The following is a 14,724-nucleotide window of genomic DNA, read 5'->3' as shown; positions in this document are numbered from 1 at the left end:
GATCGCGACGCGCTCCTCGGCGGCCGGCGACGATGATCTAGTCGGCTGCCGGCGGGGTGTGAAGCCGCCGCGCGGCCGCAGCGCCCCCTCCGCCGCGCGCGGCGCGGGGCCGGATCCTGTGCAGCGCCGGCCGGCGTGCCTTTTTCCGCGCCCCAACAATGGCTACCTTGAGGCACATGGCATCACTCCTGTCCGAGCCTGCGGCCCCGTCGAACCTCCAGGAATGGACGGTCTCGAGCCTGTCCGGCGCCCTGAAGCGCGCCCTGGAAGACCAGTTCGGTTACGTGCGCCTCAAGGGCGAGATCAGCGGCTACCGTGGCCAGCACGGCTCCGGCCACTGCTATTTCTCGCTCAAGGACGAAGGGGCCAAGATCGACGCCGTCATCTGGAAGTCCGCCTACGCCAAGCTCAAGGTCAAGCCGCAGGACGGTCTGGAGGTGATCGCCACCGGCCGCATCACCACCTTCCCCGGCCAGTCGAAGTACCAGATCGTGGTCGAGACCATCGAGCCGGCCGGCCTCGGCGCGCTGATGGCCATCCTGGAGGAGCGGCGCCGCAAGCTCGCCGCCGAGGGACTGTTCGCCGAGGCGCGCAAACGGCCCATTCCCTTTCTGCCGCGGACCATCGGCGTGATCACCTCGCCGACCGGCGCCGTTATTCGCGATATCCTCCACCGTCTGGCGGACCGCTTCCCGCGCCATGTGCTGGTGTGGCCCGTGCGAGTCCAAGGCGAGAGCTGCGCGGCGGAGGTGGCCGCGGCCATCGACGGCTTCGGGGCGCTCGCCGAAGGCGGACCGATCCGGCGGCCGGATGTCATCGTCGTCGCCCGCGGCGGCGGCTCGCTGGAGGATCTCTGGGGCTTCAACGAAGAGATCGTGGTGCGCGCGGCGGCACGCAGCGCCATCCCCCTGGTCTCGGCCGTCGGCCACGAGACCGACTGGACGCTCATCGATCACGCGGCAGACCTGCGTTGCCCGACACCCACCGGGGCGGCTGAGAAGATCGTGCCGGTTCGCCTCGACCTGGTCGCCGCCATCGCCGACCTGGCGCGGCGGCAGGCCGGCGGCGTGCAGCGGCACGGCGAACGACGGCGCGAGCGCCTGGACGCCCTGGCGCGAGCGCTGCCGCGACGCGACGCCGTGCTGGCACCGCCCCGGCAGCACCTGGATCTGACCGGGGCGCGGCTCGACGGACTGCTGGCACGGGTGCTCGACGGCGCCCACCGGCGCATCGCCCGGGCGGCCACGGTGCTGGCGGGCCATTCGCCGCGGGCCGAGCTGCGGGCCCGCCGGGCTCGCTTCGACGCTCGCATCGAGCGCCTCGATCCGGCCCTGCTGCAACGTCTTGTGCTGGAGCGGCGGCAGACGCTGGGCGCGCTCGGCGATCGGCTGGCCCGGACCCGCCTCAATCACGTGACGGCAGAGCGCGAACGGCTCGCCGCTCGCCAGCTCACCCTCGCCCGAGCCGGCCGGCAGCTCACCGCGTGCTGGCGGGCCGCCCAGGAGCGCCGGGCGCATCGCCTCTCCGGCCTCGACCAGATGATGCGGTCGCTGAGCTATCGCGGCGTGCTGGCGCGCGGCTTCGCCCTCGTGCGCGATGGCAAGGGCCGGCCGCTGCGGGCAGCTGCGTCGATCGCCCCCGCCATGGCGCTCGAGCTGCAGTTTGCCGATGGCACGGTCGCCGCCACGGCTGGCGGTTCGGCGCGGCGCAAGCCCGCGGCGACGAGCCCCAGCACTGCCGAGGCGCCGATGTTGGACCTCTAATCTAGACTAGATGCGAGCTTTCACGAGTGGGTGGAATCACCCGGTCGCTATGATCGTCGGGCGAACGTCGAAGCTACGCGCCGTCAGTGGACGCCGACACCGAGGAGGCGCTCGACCAGCGCGCGGTCCGATCTCAGGCCAGCGGCGGGGCCCTGCCAGGCCGCGCGGCCGCGCTCGAGCACGAGGACACGGTCAGCGAAATCGAGCGCCCGCTCGATCTGCTGTTCAACGAGCAGGACCGTGACATGGCCGCCGGTTCCCAGTTGCGTGATAGCCTCCATGAGCTCGTCGCAGATCACCGGCGCCAGGCCTTCAAGCGGCTCGTCGAGCAGCAGGATCGACGGATGCCCCAACAGGGTCCGCGCCATGGCGAGCATCTGCTGCTCGCCTCCGGACAGTTGCAGGCCGAAGTGGCGGCGCCGTTCGGCGAGACGGGGAAACAGGACATAGGCCTCATCGAGCGCCGCGCGCGGGCGCCCCTTCAGCCCGGCCGATAGATTCTCCTCGACCGTCAGCGACGGAAAGATATCGCGGTTCTGCGGCACATAGCCGGCACCGAGCCGCGCCCGCAGGGATGTGGCCAGGCCGGTCACGTCGCTGTCGCCAAAGACGATGCGGCCGCCCTGCTGGGTGGCGATCCCCATGAGGGTCGCGAGCAGGGTGGTCTTGCCCATGCCGTTCCGGCCCAGAATGGCGAGCCGCTCGCCGGCGGCCGCCTGGAACGTCATATCCGAAATGATCCGCGTGGGGCCGTAGCCGGCGCACAGGTTTCTGACCTCAAGCCGTGCGGCGGGCATCGGCATAGCTCCCCAGATAGGCGCGGCGCACATCCTCGTCCAAGCTCGCCTCGGCGGGTGTGCCCTCGAAGATCAGGCGGCCACCCGCCAGCACGAGGACACGCCTGGCGAAGCGAAACACGAGATCCATGTCGTGCTCGATCATGAGCACGGCGATATCGGGAGGCAGGCGGTCGATCGCGCCGAGAATTTTCGGCGTTTCTTCATGGGGAACGCCCGCCGCGGGTTCGTCGAGGAGCAGCACCTTGGGCTTGAGGGCGATGCCGATCGCCAGTTCCAGAAGCCGCTGCTGGCCGTAGGCGAGCTGACCGACCGGCAAAGCCGCCAGATCCGCGATGCCGAGGGTTTCGAGCAGCTCGATGCACTCGGTGTGCACGTCGGCCATATCGGCGGTGGCGGACAGAACCCGGCGCGTCAGGCCACGACGCTGCATGACCGCGAGGGATACATTCTCGCCGGCGGTCAGGCTGGCGAACAGCCGCGAGATCTGGAACGTGCGCGCCAGCCCGCGGCGGCTCCGCTCGGCGATGGGGAGGCGAGTGACATCCGCCCCTTCGAACAGCACGCGCCCGGCCGTCGGCCGCAAGTCGCCCGAGATGATGTTGACGAGGGTGGTCTTGCCCGCACCATTCGGGCCGATCAGTGCGACGCGGTCGCCGGCCTTCAGCGCGAACGACACGTCGGAATTCACGTGCAAGCCGCCGAAGGACTTGAAGACCCCGTGGAGCGCCAGCCGATCGGTCATGGCGCAGCTCCCCGGACCCGAAGCCGCGCCCAGAGCACGGCCGCGCCGTGCGCCAGGCCACGTGGCGCGAACACGACGATGACGATCAGCAGCAACCCGACCATGCTCATCCAGTGGAAGGGATTGGTCGCGGCGACGAAGTGCTCGAAGATCTGAAAGACGAGCGCCCCGGTGAGCGCCCCCCACAGGGTGCCGGTCCCGCCGAGCACCAGCATCACCAAGGCCTCCGCCGAGCGCTCGAAGCTGACGCTGTCCAGGCCGACCACGCCGGTGGTGATCGCCGCCAGCGCTCCGCCGATGCCGGCGACCGCACCGGACAGACCATACATGATGACGAGACGCGGATAGACGGCGGCGCCGATCATCCGCGCCCGCAGCGCGTCGTCGCGGATGCCGCGGCAGAGGAGCCCGAACGGCGAGCGCATGAAGCGCAGCAACAGGGCGAAGACGAGCGCCAGCACGACGAGCGAGAAGACGTAGGCGGTGCGGCTATAGAGATCGAACGCGAACAGGCCGAGGACCGGAGAGGGCGTGATGCCCGATAAGCCGTCGCTGCCGCCGGTCCAGCCGGAGAGCTTGTTGGCGAGCGCGCCGACCAACTGGCCCAGCGCGATCGACAGGACAAGCTGCGGCAGGCCATGGAAGCGCGTGATCAGCGCCCCCGATGCGAGCCCGGCCGCCGCGCCGGCTGCCATGCCGACGAAGAGAAGCATGACCGGATCGGTCAGCCCGGCCAGGCAGGCGTTGCCGACCGCATAGGCGCCGACCCCGAACATGGCCGCTTGGCCGAGCGTTGCCACGCCGCAGTAGCCCGTGACCAGATCGAGCGAGATGACCAGAAGGGCGATGGTGATCAGCCGCGTCAGGAAGGCGAGGTCGTCGGGAAACACGAAATAGCCGACCAGCCCCAACGCGATGATGACGAGGACGCCGCGCGCTTCGGCCGCGGGACGAACCTTGAGCCTCGAGGCTGGTGCAGGCCGTGCCGAGGCGATCGTCATCGCAGCGCTCCGCGGCCGAGCAACCCGTGTGGGAACAGGAACACGATGACGATCACCGCAAGGTAGAAGAAGAACTCGCCAAACTCGGGGGCAAGATACTTGCCGGTGGTGTCGGCGAGCCCGAGCAGAAGCGAGGCGGCGAGCGCGCCGGTGATCGATCCGGCGCCGCCGACCGAGACGACGACGAGAAAGACGACCATGTAGCGCAACGCATAGAATGGTTCGATGGGCAGCAGTTCGGCGCCGACGATGCCACCGAACGCGGCCAGGCCCACGGCGAGCGCGAAGGTGGCGAGATAGATGAGCTCGGTGCGGATACCGAGCGCCTCGGCCATGTCGCCGTTGTCGACCGCCGCCCGCAGCCGGACCCCGAAATCCGTGCGCTCCAGCAGATACCACAGTGCCGCGGCGGTGATCGCGCCGCAGGCGATGACGAACAGCCGGTGCGTCGGCAACATGCGAAAGCCGATGTCGAAGGGCCCGCTGAGGACGCCGGGCAGCGGAACAGGCTTGAGCGTCGGCCCGAAGATGAAGTTCACGATGCCGATGACGAGGAAGGTGATGCCGATGGTCAGCAACAATTGGGGCAGCGCGTCCGACTTGCGGTAGATGCGTCGGAACAGGAGCCGCTCCAACGGAAGCGCGATGACGATCGTGCCGATGACGGCGAGCACGATTGCGAACCCATAGCTGAGGCCCCAGCTGCGTACCGCATAAGACGCAAGATAGCCGCCGATCATGGCGAAGGCGCCGTGGGCCAGGTTCACCACCCGCATCAGGCCCATCATGATCGACAGGCCGATCGAAATGATGAAGAGCACCATCCCGTAGGCGAGCGCGTCGACGGCAATGCTCAGTATGGTGCGCAAGGCGTCATCCTCGTGCGGCCGGCATGCCCACCGATGTCACGTCCTGTCCGGGCGCCGGTCGGAAGCGAGGGGGCACGTCCCCTATTGCTTGCTGAGCGCCCAGTCCGGCTGCGCCTCGAACGTTTGGACCTCCTTGTTCTCCAGCTTGCCGTCCCGTTTGGCCACCTCGCGCAGATAGACGTTCTGACGGATGTGCCGCGTCTCGGGGTCGATCGACACGGGGCCGCGCGGGCTCATCCATTTGAGATTCTTCACGGCCGCGATGGCTTTGTCCGGATCCTGCTTGCCATCGGTCGCCTCGATCATCTTGTAGATCAGCCGCGCGCCGTCATAGGCGGCGACCGCCGTCATCGTCACCTCGTCCAGCTTGCCGCCACTCTTTACGAGCTGGTCGAGGAACGCCTTATTCTCGGGTGAGTCGTGCGAGACGGCGTAGTGATAGGTCGAGAGAATGCCCAAGCCCGCATCACCGATGTTCGGCAAATCGGGCTCGGTGACGACATCCCCCGTCGACATCAGCTTGATGCCCCCCGCCTTGAGGCCGTTGTCGATGTAGGCCTTGACGAACGCCAGGGTCGGCGGCCCGGCGGGCAGGAAGGTGAAGATGGTGTCGGCGCCGGAATCCTTGATCCGCTGCATGATCGGGCTGAAGTCGGTGGTGTTGAGCGGCATGCGAACCGCCTCGACGATGGTGCCGCCGCCGGCCTCGAAGGTCTTCTTGAAAGCGGCCTCCGCATCGATGCCGGGGCCATAGTCGGTGACGGCGATGGCAACCTTGCTGGCGCCCCTCTCCCTGGCGACCTTTGCGGCCGGCACCGTGTTCTGCCACATGGTGAAGGAGGTGCGGGCGATGAAGGGGCTCTTCTCCACGATCGACGACGTCGCCGCGTTCATGACGATGAGCGGGACCTTGGCCTGCTCCAGCAGCGGCGCGACGGCCATGGCATTGGGTGTGAAGTAGACGCCGGCGAGATACTGGACCTTGTCCTTGACCAGCAGTTCCTGGGCGATCGCCTTGGACTTGGCCGGGTTTGGCGCCTCCTCGTCGCGATAGATGAACTCGACCTCGTGGCTGCCGACCTTGCTACCGTGCTGGGCCACCCAAGCATCGATCCCCATCTTGAAGTTCTTGCCGAACAGCGCGTAGGGGCCGGACATGGTGCCGATCACGCCGACCTTGATCGTATCGGCCGCAGCCGGGCCGCCGAGCAGGCCGACGGCGGCCAGCATGCACAGCAGTGTGGACGATTTGATCATCTCAGTTCCCCTTTGTTCGCTGCACGATCCGCCGCCCTGTCGTCATGCCCGGACTTTATCCGGGCATCCATCCCTTCCTTGTTACTATCTGGCGCAAATGGCGCTGTCTCGATGGAGGACCGGGGCAAACCGAGACCATGCGCCGGCGCATCAGAACATCTCGAAGTATTCGCGCTGCTCCCATTCCGTCACCTCGGCCTGGAAGCGCTCGATCTCCGCGTGCTTGATGTGCACGTAATAGTCGACGAACGCGGCGCCCATGGTCCTTCTGAAGAACGGATCGTCGCTCAGCGCGAACACGGCCTCCCGCAGCGTCTTCGGCAGCGGATTGGCCGTCGTCTCGTAGGGCGTGTCGGCCGAAGGACCGGGATCGAGGCCGCGGTCGACGCCATCGAGGCCGGAGAGGATCTGAGTGGCCATGTAGAGGTAGGGGTTGGCCGCCGGCTCGCCGACGCGGTTCTCGAGGCGCGTCGCGGCATCGCCCGGGCCGCCGAGCACGCGGATCATCACGCCGCGATTGTCGCGGCCCCAGATGGCGCGGTCCGGCGCCAGCGAGTAGGTGCGGTAGCGCTTGTAGCCGTTGATCGTCGGCGTCGTGAACACCGTCGCTGCCCGTGCGTGCTCCAGCAGCCCGGCCAGATAGCCGCGCCCGAGCGGCGACAGCGCCTCGCCCCCCTCGCCCGCCATGAAGACGTTCGCGCCGCTGGTGCGCGCGACGAGGGACTGATGAAGGTGCCAGCCCGAGGACATCACATGTGGGATCCGCGGCCGGCACATGAAGGTCGCGTGATAGCCGTGACGGCGGCAGATCTGCTTCACGGCGCTGCGGAACAGCACCATCGTATCGGCGGGAGCGAGCCCGACGGTCGGCTGGAAGGTGAACTCGCACTGGCTCGGACCGAACTCGACCTCGATCGACCGCAGCGGCAGGTCGAGCGCGACGATATCGCGCCGGATGAGCTCCAGCACCGGCTCCATCTGGTCGTAGCGCTGCTCGGTGAGGTATTGGTAGCCATGCGACAGCAGGCTGACGTCGGGCGGCGCGCCGGGCTGGCCCGCGTCGGCGGGGGCCATGCGCATATTCTCGATCCTGAAGACGTGGAACTCGACCTCCAGGCCCGCCACGAAGTCGTAGCCGCGATCGGCCAGGCCGCCGAGCACGGACCGGTAGAGATTGCGTGTGGCGAAGGGCACCGGACGGCCGTCGGCGAAATAGATGTCGCACAGGACCCAGCCCGTCCGCGGCGACCACGGCAGCACCCGGAACGTCGTCGGATCGGGCACCATCAGGACATCGGCCGCTCCCTGCATCTCGCGCATGCCGAAGCCGCCGCCCGGCGTGAACACCGGGAATACGGTGCGATGCGAGGTGTCCTTGGCCAGCATGGTCGTGGTGATGGCGCAGCCGCTGTCGAGCGCGTTCAGCGCCTCGCTCGCCACCAGCGTCTTGCCGCGCAGGATGCCGTGCTGATCGGGAAACGACAGGCGTATGGTATCGAGATCCTGCGCCTCGACCGTGCGTCGCAGCCGGACAGCCGCCTCGTGCTGCTCGGCAGACCAAAGCCCATGTCGCACGACAAAGCGCGATGTTGCGTCCATCGCCTGGCCCGCTATTCGGCGGCGGAGAGGTGGGGCACTTTCGCCGCGATCTCCGCCGGCACCGGCGCTGCCCAGGGCGCGCCGCGGCGACGCTTGACGTCCACCTCCATCCAATAGGTCTCCCAACCGCGCGTCGGGCCGATGCCGTCCATGGTTGCAGGCCCCTGGATGCTGCGCGCATGCGCCTGGTCGAGGACCAGCAGCGGCTTGTCGCCGGCAACTGCCTTTTCGATCTCCTGACGCAGCAGGCGACGGTATTGGATGATGGCCTTGTCCGACTGCCCCAGGTGCTCGCGGGTGCGGTCCTGGATCGGGCCCATGGACTCCACCGCCCATTGGTCGTGGACGTTGATGTCGACACCCATGCCCGTGTAGGTCTCCGTGGCCTGCTCGTGCGGGTCGAAGCCGTAGTCGTTGGCCTTGTTGCGGCGCGACGTGTAGTGCGGAAGCTCGTAGAGCTGCAGCCGCTGCTCGCGCATCGTCTGCTTGTCGACCGGCCGAGCATAGCTGGTGAAGACCGCATACCAATAGCAATGCGTGTCATCGACCGGCACGTGCCACTGGGTGATCGTCATCTCCGTGCTCATCGGGATGACGAAACCGTGCGGGAACAGCTGGTTGGTGACGCGCACGTGCGTGCGCTCCTCATCGATCTGGCGCAGCGCGATCAGGCGCAAGCCGTATTCGGTGCGCTCCACGTTGATGATCGGCCGGTCATATTCGCGCAGGATCCGCGTCATGGGCAGGTCGCTGTCGGCCGAGGCGCCGCGGAACTGCTTGCCGTACGACTGAGCCGTATCCTCGTCCTCGAAAAACCGATGCAGGAACGAAGCGTGAGCGGGGTCGATGCCGACCTCGAGCGCCTGCAGCCAGTTGCACTCGATCAAGCCTTTGAAGGCGAAGGTGTATGCGTCGGGCGCAACGAAGCAGTCGAGTTCGGGAAACGCGGGCGGCTCGCCGGCACCGAGATAGGCCCACAGGATGCCGCTGCGCTCCACGACCGGGAATGCACGCTGCTTGACGTTCCTGCACAGGTTCGAGCCGATCGGCTCGGCCGGAGTCTCCAGGCAATTGCCGTTGGCGTCGAACAGCCAGCCGTGGAAGGCGCAGCGCAGGCCGCCGTTCTCGAGCCGGCCGAACGCGAGATCGGCGCCCCGGTGCGGGCAGTCACGGTCCATCAGCCCATAGCGCCCCGCTTCGTCGCGGAACAGCACGAAATGCTCGCCGAGCAGCTTGACCGCCTTGACCGGCCGAGGGCCGTCCAGCTCGTCGATGAGGGCCGCCGGCTGCCAGTACGCCCGCATCAGCTTTCCCGCAGGATCCACAGGCCCGATCCGCGTGATCAGATCGTTCTGCTGCTGGCTTATCATGGCGGCGTTCCTCCTCTGGACTTTGCAGGCGAAGCCGGCGTCGCCGTCGGGTCGGATAACAACGGATGCAGCCGGGTCGCCAACGACCCCCTCGCTTGCGAGCATACGTTCCGGTTAGCCAAATGTTCGCTGTACGAACATTTGTACGATTGTATATTCGATCAATTCCAGATCAAGTGTATTTTTCGCGCGCCGTGCGCCCGATTTCCAGTCACTTTACCGACGCCATACGCCGACAACCCGATCAGGCGTCAGTCATTGCTCGCTGACTTGCGCGCAAACATCAGCGCACATATGTTCGTACACCGGTTGTTTCGGTGTCGACGAGGGACCCTCCGTTGTCCTCCTGCGTCCACGTCGACGTGGCGCACGCGCCCTGATGGCGCAGGCGAGCAGCGACGAGGACGAATGGCTCGGGGCCGCGGCGCACGCTTGGGTGCCCGCGCACATCGATCTGCCGACCGTGAACGCGCCGGCCTGTCGGGCGTGCTGGCGTCGTGGGCTCGAACTGTGCTGTGGTGGCCAGTGGTGGGCGAAATCTCCCGAGGAACGGCCAAGTACGCATGCCCAGACTGAACCGCACAGCGGAGGAAGAGGAAGCCAGAAGGGAAGACCCGAATTTCATTGAGAGTCTCGATCGGGGCTTGCGGGTGCTGCAGGTGTTTGGGGCCGAGCACCGACAAATGACGCTGAGCGACGTCGCCAAAGCCGCCAATTTGCCGCGCGCCACCGCGCGGCGCATCCTGTTCACACTCGAGCGTGCCGGGTTCGTCAGCGGGGATGGCAAGCTCTTCCAGCTGCTGCCGCGCGTCCTCACGCTCGCGTCGGCTTACCTGTCCTCCAACCAGATCGTCGCGGTGATGCAGCCGGCCATGGACCGCCTGGCGAGCCAGGCCAGAGAGGTATGCTCGCTAGCGATCCTCGATGGTGGCGAGGCCGTCTTCGTGGCGCGGGCCAGCCCGGCGCGCGTTTTCTCTTCAGGTCTGGAGATCGGCTATCGGTTGCCGGCGTATTGCACATCGGTTGGCCGGGTGCTGCTGGGCGGCCTCTCCAATGAAGAGCTGGCACGAACGATTGATGCGCTGGAGCCGGTCAAGGCGACGCCGCTGACCATCGTCGACAAGCAGCTCCTGCTGGCGACGGTCATCACCGATCGAAGTAAAGGCTATTCCCTGGTCGATCAGGAGGCGGAGGATGGTTTCCGCTCGATCGCGGTGCCCGTTCGTCGCTACGACGACGTGATCGTAGCCGCCATCAACATAGGGGCCCATGTCGACCGGATTTCCACCGGCGACATGATCGACCGCTACCTGCCGATGCTGCAAAGCGCATCTGCAAGCATAGGCCCGCTCCTGCTTTGAGCGGGTTGCGTCTCCCGCGCCGGCGCGGACGTCGGCGCACGTTCCTTCAAAACCGGTAGCCAGTTTCACCCAACATGCTCTAGAAGTGCGCCATGAACCGGCATGATACCGATGGCTTTGGACAGGGCGAAGCCGTCCTCGAGTACGGCCCTGTGGAATACCGCATCGTGCGGCCGGGGTCGTTCGTGCGCTGCGCCGTGACCGGCGTAGCCATTCCGCTCGACGGGCTGCGCTACTGGAGCGTCGACCTGCAGGAGGCTTACGCCTCGCCGGACGCCGTGCTTATGCGCCGCGGCCTCAAGCTCGGTGCCGGCGACGCCTGAGAAGCTCCACGCGCCCAGTCGACGCGACGACGCCGCTACGCGCCGCTGCCGGCAAGCGCCCGGGTCAGCAGCCGGTCGAGCGCGGCCGCATCGTCCACCTCGAGCGTCACGGGGAGCGTCTTCACCCGGCCCCGGGTGGCGGCCAAGTCCGAGACACCGGCGAGGCGCACGGCGTCCTTCTCTGTGGTGACGAGGACAAGGCCGCGTGCATCGGCGCGCTTGATCATGTCGGCCACCTCGCCGCGGCCGAAGGCATGATGATCGGGGAACGCCACGCGCTCCTCCACTAGCACACCGGATTGGGCCAGAGTCCTGAAGAATTTCTGAGGGCGGCCGATGCCGGCGAAGGCGAGCACCCGCGCGCCCTCGAGCGCGGCGAGCGCGGCGGCGTCCGGCCTCAGTCGCCCGCGGCAGACCGGCTTGCCGGCGGCGGCGGCCCGCTCGGCGAGGCGCTCGCCCGCCGCCCCCTCGCCGATGAGCACGACCGCGTCGACATGGGGAAGCTGCGCGCCGACCGAGGCCCGCAGCGGCCCGGCGGGCAACGGCAGGCCGTTGCCGACGCCGGTCTCGCCATCGACGACGGCGAGCGCGAGGGTCTTGGTCAGGCCGGGATTTTGAAGCCCGTCGTCGAGGACGACGATGCTTGCCCCAAGGCTCGCCGCCAAGCGCGCGCCGCGCACGCGGTCGCGGGCGACCACCGTGGGCGCGGCGCGCGCCAGCAGCAGCGGCTCGTCGCCCACCTCGACCGCGGTGTGCGTCTGCGGATCGACCAGCAGCGGCCCGGCCGCCGTCCCGCCGTAGCCGCGCGTCACGAACATGGGCCGCTCGCCTGCAGCGGCGAGCCGGCCGGCGATGGCGATCGCCGCCGGTGTCTTGCCCGCGCCGCCGGCCACGAAATTGCCGACACAGATCACCGGCACCCCGACCGTCTCACCGCGGCGCTCCATGCGCCGTGCGGTGACGAAGCCATAGACGGCGCCGGCCGGCGCCAACAGCTGGGCAAGCAGGCTCGGCCGCTCGTTCCACCAGAACGAGGGCGCCCGCACTAGGCCATGATCCTCAAGCGGGAACGTCGGCACCTGGATGGGATCAGGCCCACACCGATGCGCCGGAGCCCATTGCTGCTTGAACGAAAGATCATCGCGCTCCAATTCAAAGAATCATGAGCATTTCTGCGCCAGTATCCCTAGAGCGTTTTCGAGCGAAGTGGACGCCGGTTCGCGTGAAGAAAACGAAGATACACAGAAAGGCTCTAGAGCCGCTCGAGATCCATCTGCAGAATATAGGGCTCGATAGCGAGGAGGGTCCGCTCCAGGGCGCCGCCGTGCTGCTCGACGATGGCGGTCGCCGCGCGCGCCATGGCACGCACGCGGGCATGGTCCCTCAGCAGCGCGGCAACGGCGAGCGCGAGCGTTTCGCCATCGGATACCGGCAGGGCCCCGTCCGCCCGGTCCAGCGCCGCGTAGACGTCGGCGAAGTTGTGGACGTGGGGGCCATGCAGGATGGCGGTGCCGAGCTTGGCCGGCTCGATCGGGTTCTGACCGCCGTGGGGAACCAGAGATCCGCCCATCAGGACCACCGGCGCCAGACGGTAGTAGAGGCCGAGCTCGCCGATACTGTCGACGACGTAGACATCCGTATCCGGCCCCGGCGGCCGGCCGGAGGAGCGGCGCACCACCTTGAGGCCCTCCGCGGCGGCGACCGCGGCCACGTGTTCGCCGCGCTCGGGATGACGGGGCGCAAGGAAAGTCAGCAGCTTGGGGAAGCGCCCGGCCAGGCTACGGTGAACGGCGCACACCACCTCGTCCTCGGCACCATGGGTGCTCGCCGCCATCCACACCGGACGGCCGCTGATCAAGCCCGAGAGCATCGCCAGGGTGGCGGCATCGGCCGGGGGCGCGGGCGCGTCGAACTTCAGATTGCCGGCGACCGTGACGCGGGGCGCGCCGAGCCGGGCCACGCGCTCCGCATCGGCCTTGGTCTGGGTGAGGCAGATGTCGATCCGCTCCAGGATCGCCCGCGCCGTCAGCGGCATCTTCTGCCAGCGGCGGAACGAGCGCTCCGACATGCGACCATTGACCACGATCAGTGGAATGGACCGCTCCTCCAGCTCCATGATCATGTTCGGCCAGATCTCGGACTCGGCGATGAGCGCCAGGTTCGGCGTCCAATAGTCGAGGAAGCGCCGCACGTAGCGCGGCACGTCAAGCGGCACGAACTGATGAAAGGCGCCAGGCGGCAGGCGGGTGGCCAGCACCTTGGCGGAGGAGCGCGTCCCTGTGGTCACCAGCACGGTGAAGCCGCGCCGCGTCAAACGCTCGATGATCGGCAGGATCGAGATCGATTCGCCGACGCTGGCGCCGTGCAACCAGGCGATCCGGCCCTGCGGGCGCAGCACGCCGGCGTGCCCCCGCCGCTCCGGAATGCGCACCGGATCCTCCTTGCCGCGCCGCTTGCGGTACATGAGGATGCCCATGGCCAACGGCTCGAGCGCGGCCATGCCGGAGCGATAGAGACGGAGCGCGAAGGGCGGCTCGATCATGCCGAGCGCTCCAACACCACATCGCCCACCGTCCGCGCCTGCTGCTTGGCCCCTGGATCGGCGGCGCCGACCAGGGCATAGGCGCGGGCATGGACGGCATCGAGCCCGTCCTCCACGGCCTGGCGCAGGCGCTCCATGGCCGCCCCATCGGCATCCGCCGGCACATCGATCGGCTCGGCGATGACGATCGCACCGCGCCCGAACGGCAGGCCGATCGAGGCGTGATCCCAGCTGTTGAAATCGATGCGGCGGCTGGTCACCACCGCGACCGGCGCGATCGGCCGGCCGGACAGGCGCGCAAGCGTCACGATGCCCATGCCGCAGCGCCGCGACACTTTGGGCACGTCGGCGGTCATCACCACCATCTCGCCGCCGTCCAGCGCCTTCTTCATGTGAAGCAGCGCCCGCGCGCCCCCCTTTTCGCGCACCTGAGTGCGCCGCGAGCCCGAGCCGCGGATGGCGCGAACGCCCAAATGCCCGAGCGCGATGGCGTTGAACTCCCCATCCCCGGAGCGCGACACGAGGGCGGCCGCCGGGTCCTGCGGCCGCTTGCCGAAGCTGATCATGAAGTGCTGACCGTGCCACATGGCGGCGATGACCGGCATGCGAGGGCCCACACGGTCGTAGATGTCAGGGGGATCGAGCACGAACCTGTTGGTGGCCTGAACGAGGCGGAGATAGCGGGCCAGCAGAAAGCCCAGACTTTCCTGGACGGGGCGTGACCGACCGATGCGCTTGACGATGCTCATGGACAATTCGCCGGATCACCGGCACGAAGCGAGTCGAACATGTCCGGATTGTGACGGCGTCGCGCGCATCGCAGCCAGGCCTCGAACGGCACTGAAAGCGGCCTGCGCGGCCCGGAATGCGTGAGGCATCGAACGGCTCCCTGGACCACGGCGACCTTGGATGCGGCTGATCCAGGGCCGGGACCGTAATCTCTGGCAAGAGTGCGGCTGGCGGCGGCCAGGTCCGGACGGGGCGCGCGAACCTGCAGTCAAGCTGAAGTGCGATCGGCCTACGCGGTCCGACGCCACGGCCGCGCGCCGCCGAATGTCGGCACAGGAATCGCCGACCCTGTCCCAAAAAGCAAGCAC

At 68.0% G+C, this 14,724-nt stretch carries 13 protein-coding genes; 3 read left to right on the top strand and 10 right to left on the bottom strand.

What is annotated here, in order from left to right; translation table 11 throughout:
* Nucleotides 1–176: 176 nt before the first annotated feature.
* Nucleotides 177–1,763 (top strand): exodeoxyribonuclease VII large subunit, encoded by a 1,587-nt coding sequence (gene xseA / locus IEW34_RS13755; RefSeq protein ID WP_244641967.1) that lies wholly within the window; start codon nt 177–179, stop codon nt 1,761–1,763.
* Between the two features lie 83 nt (nt 1,764–1,846).
* On the opposite strand, the gene IEW34_RS13750 is transcribed toward xseA, so the two are convergent.
* The 7 genes from IEW34_RS13750 to IEW34_RS13720 form a co-directional block, all read right to left on the bottom strand.
* Entirely contained in the window at nt 1,847–2,560 is a 714-nt protein-coding gene (locus tag IEW34_RS13750) for an ABC transporter ATP-binding protein (protein ID WP_188609737.1), read from the bottom strand.
* On the bottom strand, nt 2,541–3,305 hold the full coding sequence (locus tag IEW34_RS13745) for an ABC transporter ATP-binding protein (protein ID WP_188609736.1): 765 nt from the start codon (nt 3,303–3,305) through the stop codon (nt 2,541–2,543). The genes IEW34_RS13750 and IEW34_RS13745 overlap by 20 nt, the downstream gene beginning before the upstream one ends.
* Nucleotides 3,302–4,306, bottom strand: coding sequence for a branched-chain amino acid ABC transporter permease (locus IEW34_RS13740; protein ID WP_188609735.1), 1,005 nt, complete (start codon nt 4,304–4,306; stop codon nt 3,302–3,304). The genes IEW34_RS13745 and IEW34_RS13740 overlap by 4 nt, the downstream gene beginning before the upstream one ends.
* Nucleotides 4,303–5,175 (bottom strand): branched-chain amino acid ABC transporter permease, encoded by an 873-nt coding sequence (locus IEW34_RS13735; RefSeq protein ID WP_188609734.1) that lies wholly within the window; start codon nt 5,173–5,175, stop codon nt 4,303–4,305. The genes IEW34_RS13740 and IEW34_RS13735 overlap by 4 nt, the downstream gene beginning before the upstream one ends.
* Before the next feature lie 81 nt (nt 5,176–5,256).
* Nucleotides 5,257–6,432, bottom strand: a complete 1,176-nt coding sequence (locus tag IEW34_RS13730; protein WP_188609733.1) for an ABC transporter substrate-binding protein — start codon at nt 6,430–6,432, stop codon at nt 5,257–5,259.
* 150 nt (nt 6,433–6,582) lie between these two features.
* Nucleotides 6,583–8,031: a glutamine synthetase family protein gene (locus tag IEW34_RS13725; RefSeq protein ID WP_188609732.1), complete on the bottom strand. Its 1,449-nt coding sequence runs from the start codon at nt 8,029–8,031 to the stop codon at nt 6,583–6,585.
* Between the two features lie 11 nt (nt 8,032–8,042).
* Nucleotides 8,043–9,401 (bottom strand): aromatic ring-hydroxylating dioxygenase subunit alpha, encoded by a 1,359-nt coding sequence (locus IEW34_RS13720; RefSeq protein WP_188609731.1) that lies wholly within the window; start codon nt 9,399–9,401, stop codon nt 8,043–8,045.
* A gap of 563 nt (nt 9,402–9,964) precedes the next feature.
* Between IEW34_RS13720 and IEW34_RS13715 the strand changes: the two genes are divergently transcribed.
* Nucleotides 9,965–10,762 carry an IclR family transcriptional regulator domain-containing protein gene (locus IEW34_RS13715; protein WP_188609730.1) on the top strand — a complete coding sequence of 266 codons (798 nt, stop codon included), beginning with the start codon at nt 9,965–9,967 and terminating at the stop codon, nt 10,760–10,762.
* A gap of 92 nt (nt 10,763–10,854) precedes the next feature.
* Nucleotides 10,855–11,085, top strand: a complete 231-nt coding sequence (locus IEW34_RS13710; RefSeq protein WP_188609729.1) for a DUF2093 domain-containing protein — start codon at nt 10,855–10,857, stop codon at nt 11,083–11,085.
* A gap of 35 nt (nt 11,086–11,120) precedes the next feature.
* On the opposite strand, the gene lpxK is transcribed toward IEW34_RS13710, so the two are convergent.
* From lpxK to IEW34_RS13695, 3 genes are all read right to left on the bottom strand, one after another.
* On the bottom strand, nt 11,121–12,131 hold the full coding sequence (gene lpxK / locus IEW34_RS13705; protein WP_188609728.1) for a tetraacyldisaccharide 4'-kinase: 1,011 nt from the start codon (nt 12,129–12,131) through the stop codon (nt 11,121–11,123).
* Between the two features lie 206 nt (nt 12,132–12,337).
* Entirely contained in the window at nt 12,338–13,627 is a 1,290-nt protein-coding gene (locus IEW34_RS13700; protein WP_188609727.1) for a 3-deoxy-D-manno-octulosonic acid transferase, read from the bottom strand.
* Nucleotides 13,624–14,376 carry a lysophospholipid acyltransferase family protein gene (locus IEW34_RS13695; protein ID WP_188609726.1) on the bottom strand — a complete coding sequence of 251 codons (753 nt, stop codon included), beginning with the start codon at nt 14,374–14,376 and terminating at the stop codon, nt 13,624–13,626. Before IEW34_RS13695 ends, IEW34_RS13700 begins: the two co-directional genes overlap by 4 nt.
* Between the last annotated feature and the right edge of the window lie 348 nt (nt 14,377–14,724).

Source organism: Chelatococcus reniformis (assembly GCF_014640075.1).
Taxonomy (GTDB): Bacteria; Pseudomonadota; Alphaproteobacteria; order Rhizobiales; family Beijerinckiaceae; genus Camelimonas; species Camelimonas reniformis.
This window is presented reverse-complemented; position numbering and strand designations above follow the sequence as displayed.

Excerpts from the sequence above, each read along its gene's own strand:
- xseA (WP_244641967.1), top strand. The coding sequence starts at position 177 with ATGGCATCACTCCTGTCCGAGCCTGCGGCCCCGTCGAACCTCCAGGAA.
- IEW34_RS13750 (WP_188609737.1), bottom strand. The coding sequence starts at position 2,560 with ATGCCCGCCGCACGGCTTGAGGTCAGAAACCTGTGCGCCGGCTACGGC.
- IEW34_RS13745 (WP_188609736.1), bottom strand. The coding sequence starts at position 3,305 with ATGACCGATCGGCTGGCGCTCCACGGGGTCTTCAAGTCCTTCGGCGGC.
- IEW34_RS13740 (WP_188609735.1), bottom strand. The coding sequence starts at position 4,306 with ATGACGATCGCCTCGGCACGGCCTGCACCAGCCTCGAGGCTCAAGGTT.
- IEW34_RS13730 (WP_188609733.1), bottom strand. The coding sequence starts at position 6,432 with ATGATCAAATCGTCCACACTGCTGTGCATGCTGGCCGCCGTCGGCCTG.
- IEW34_RS13725 (WP_188609732.1), bottom strand. The coding sequence starts at position 8,031 with ATGGACGCAACATCGCGCTTTGTCGTGCGACATGGGCTTTGGTCTGCC.
- IEW34_RS13720 (WP_188609731.1), bottom strand. The coding sequence starts at position 9,401 with ATGATAAGCCAGCAGCAGAACGATCTGATCACGCGGATCGGGCCTGTG.
- IEW34_RS13715 (WP_188609730.1), top strand. The coding sequence starts at position 9,965 with ATGCCCAGACTGAACCGCACAGCGGAGGAAGAGGAAGCCAGAAGGGAA.
- IEW34_RS13710 (WP_188609729.1), top strand. The coding sequence starts at position 10,855 with ATGAACCGGCATGATACCGATGGCTTTGGACAGGGCGAAGCCGTCCTC.
- IEW34_RS13700 (WP_188609727.1), bottom strand. The coding sequence starts at position 13,627 with ATGATCGAGCCGCCCTTCGCGCTCCGTCTCTATCGCTCCGGCATGGCC.
- IEW34_RS13695 (WP_188609726.1), bottom strand. The coding sequence starts at position 14,376 with ATGAGCATCGTCAAGCGCATCGGTCGGTCACGCCCCGTCCAGGAAAGT.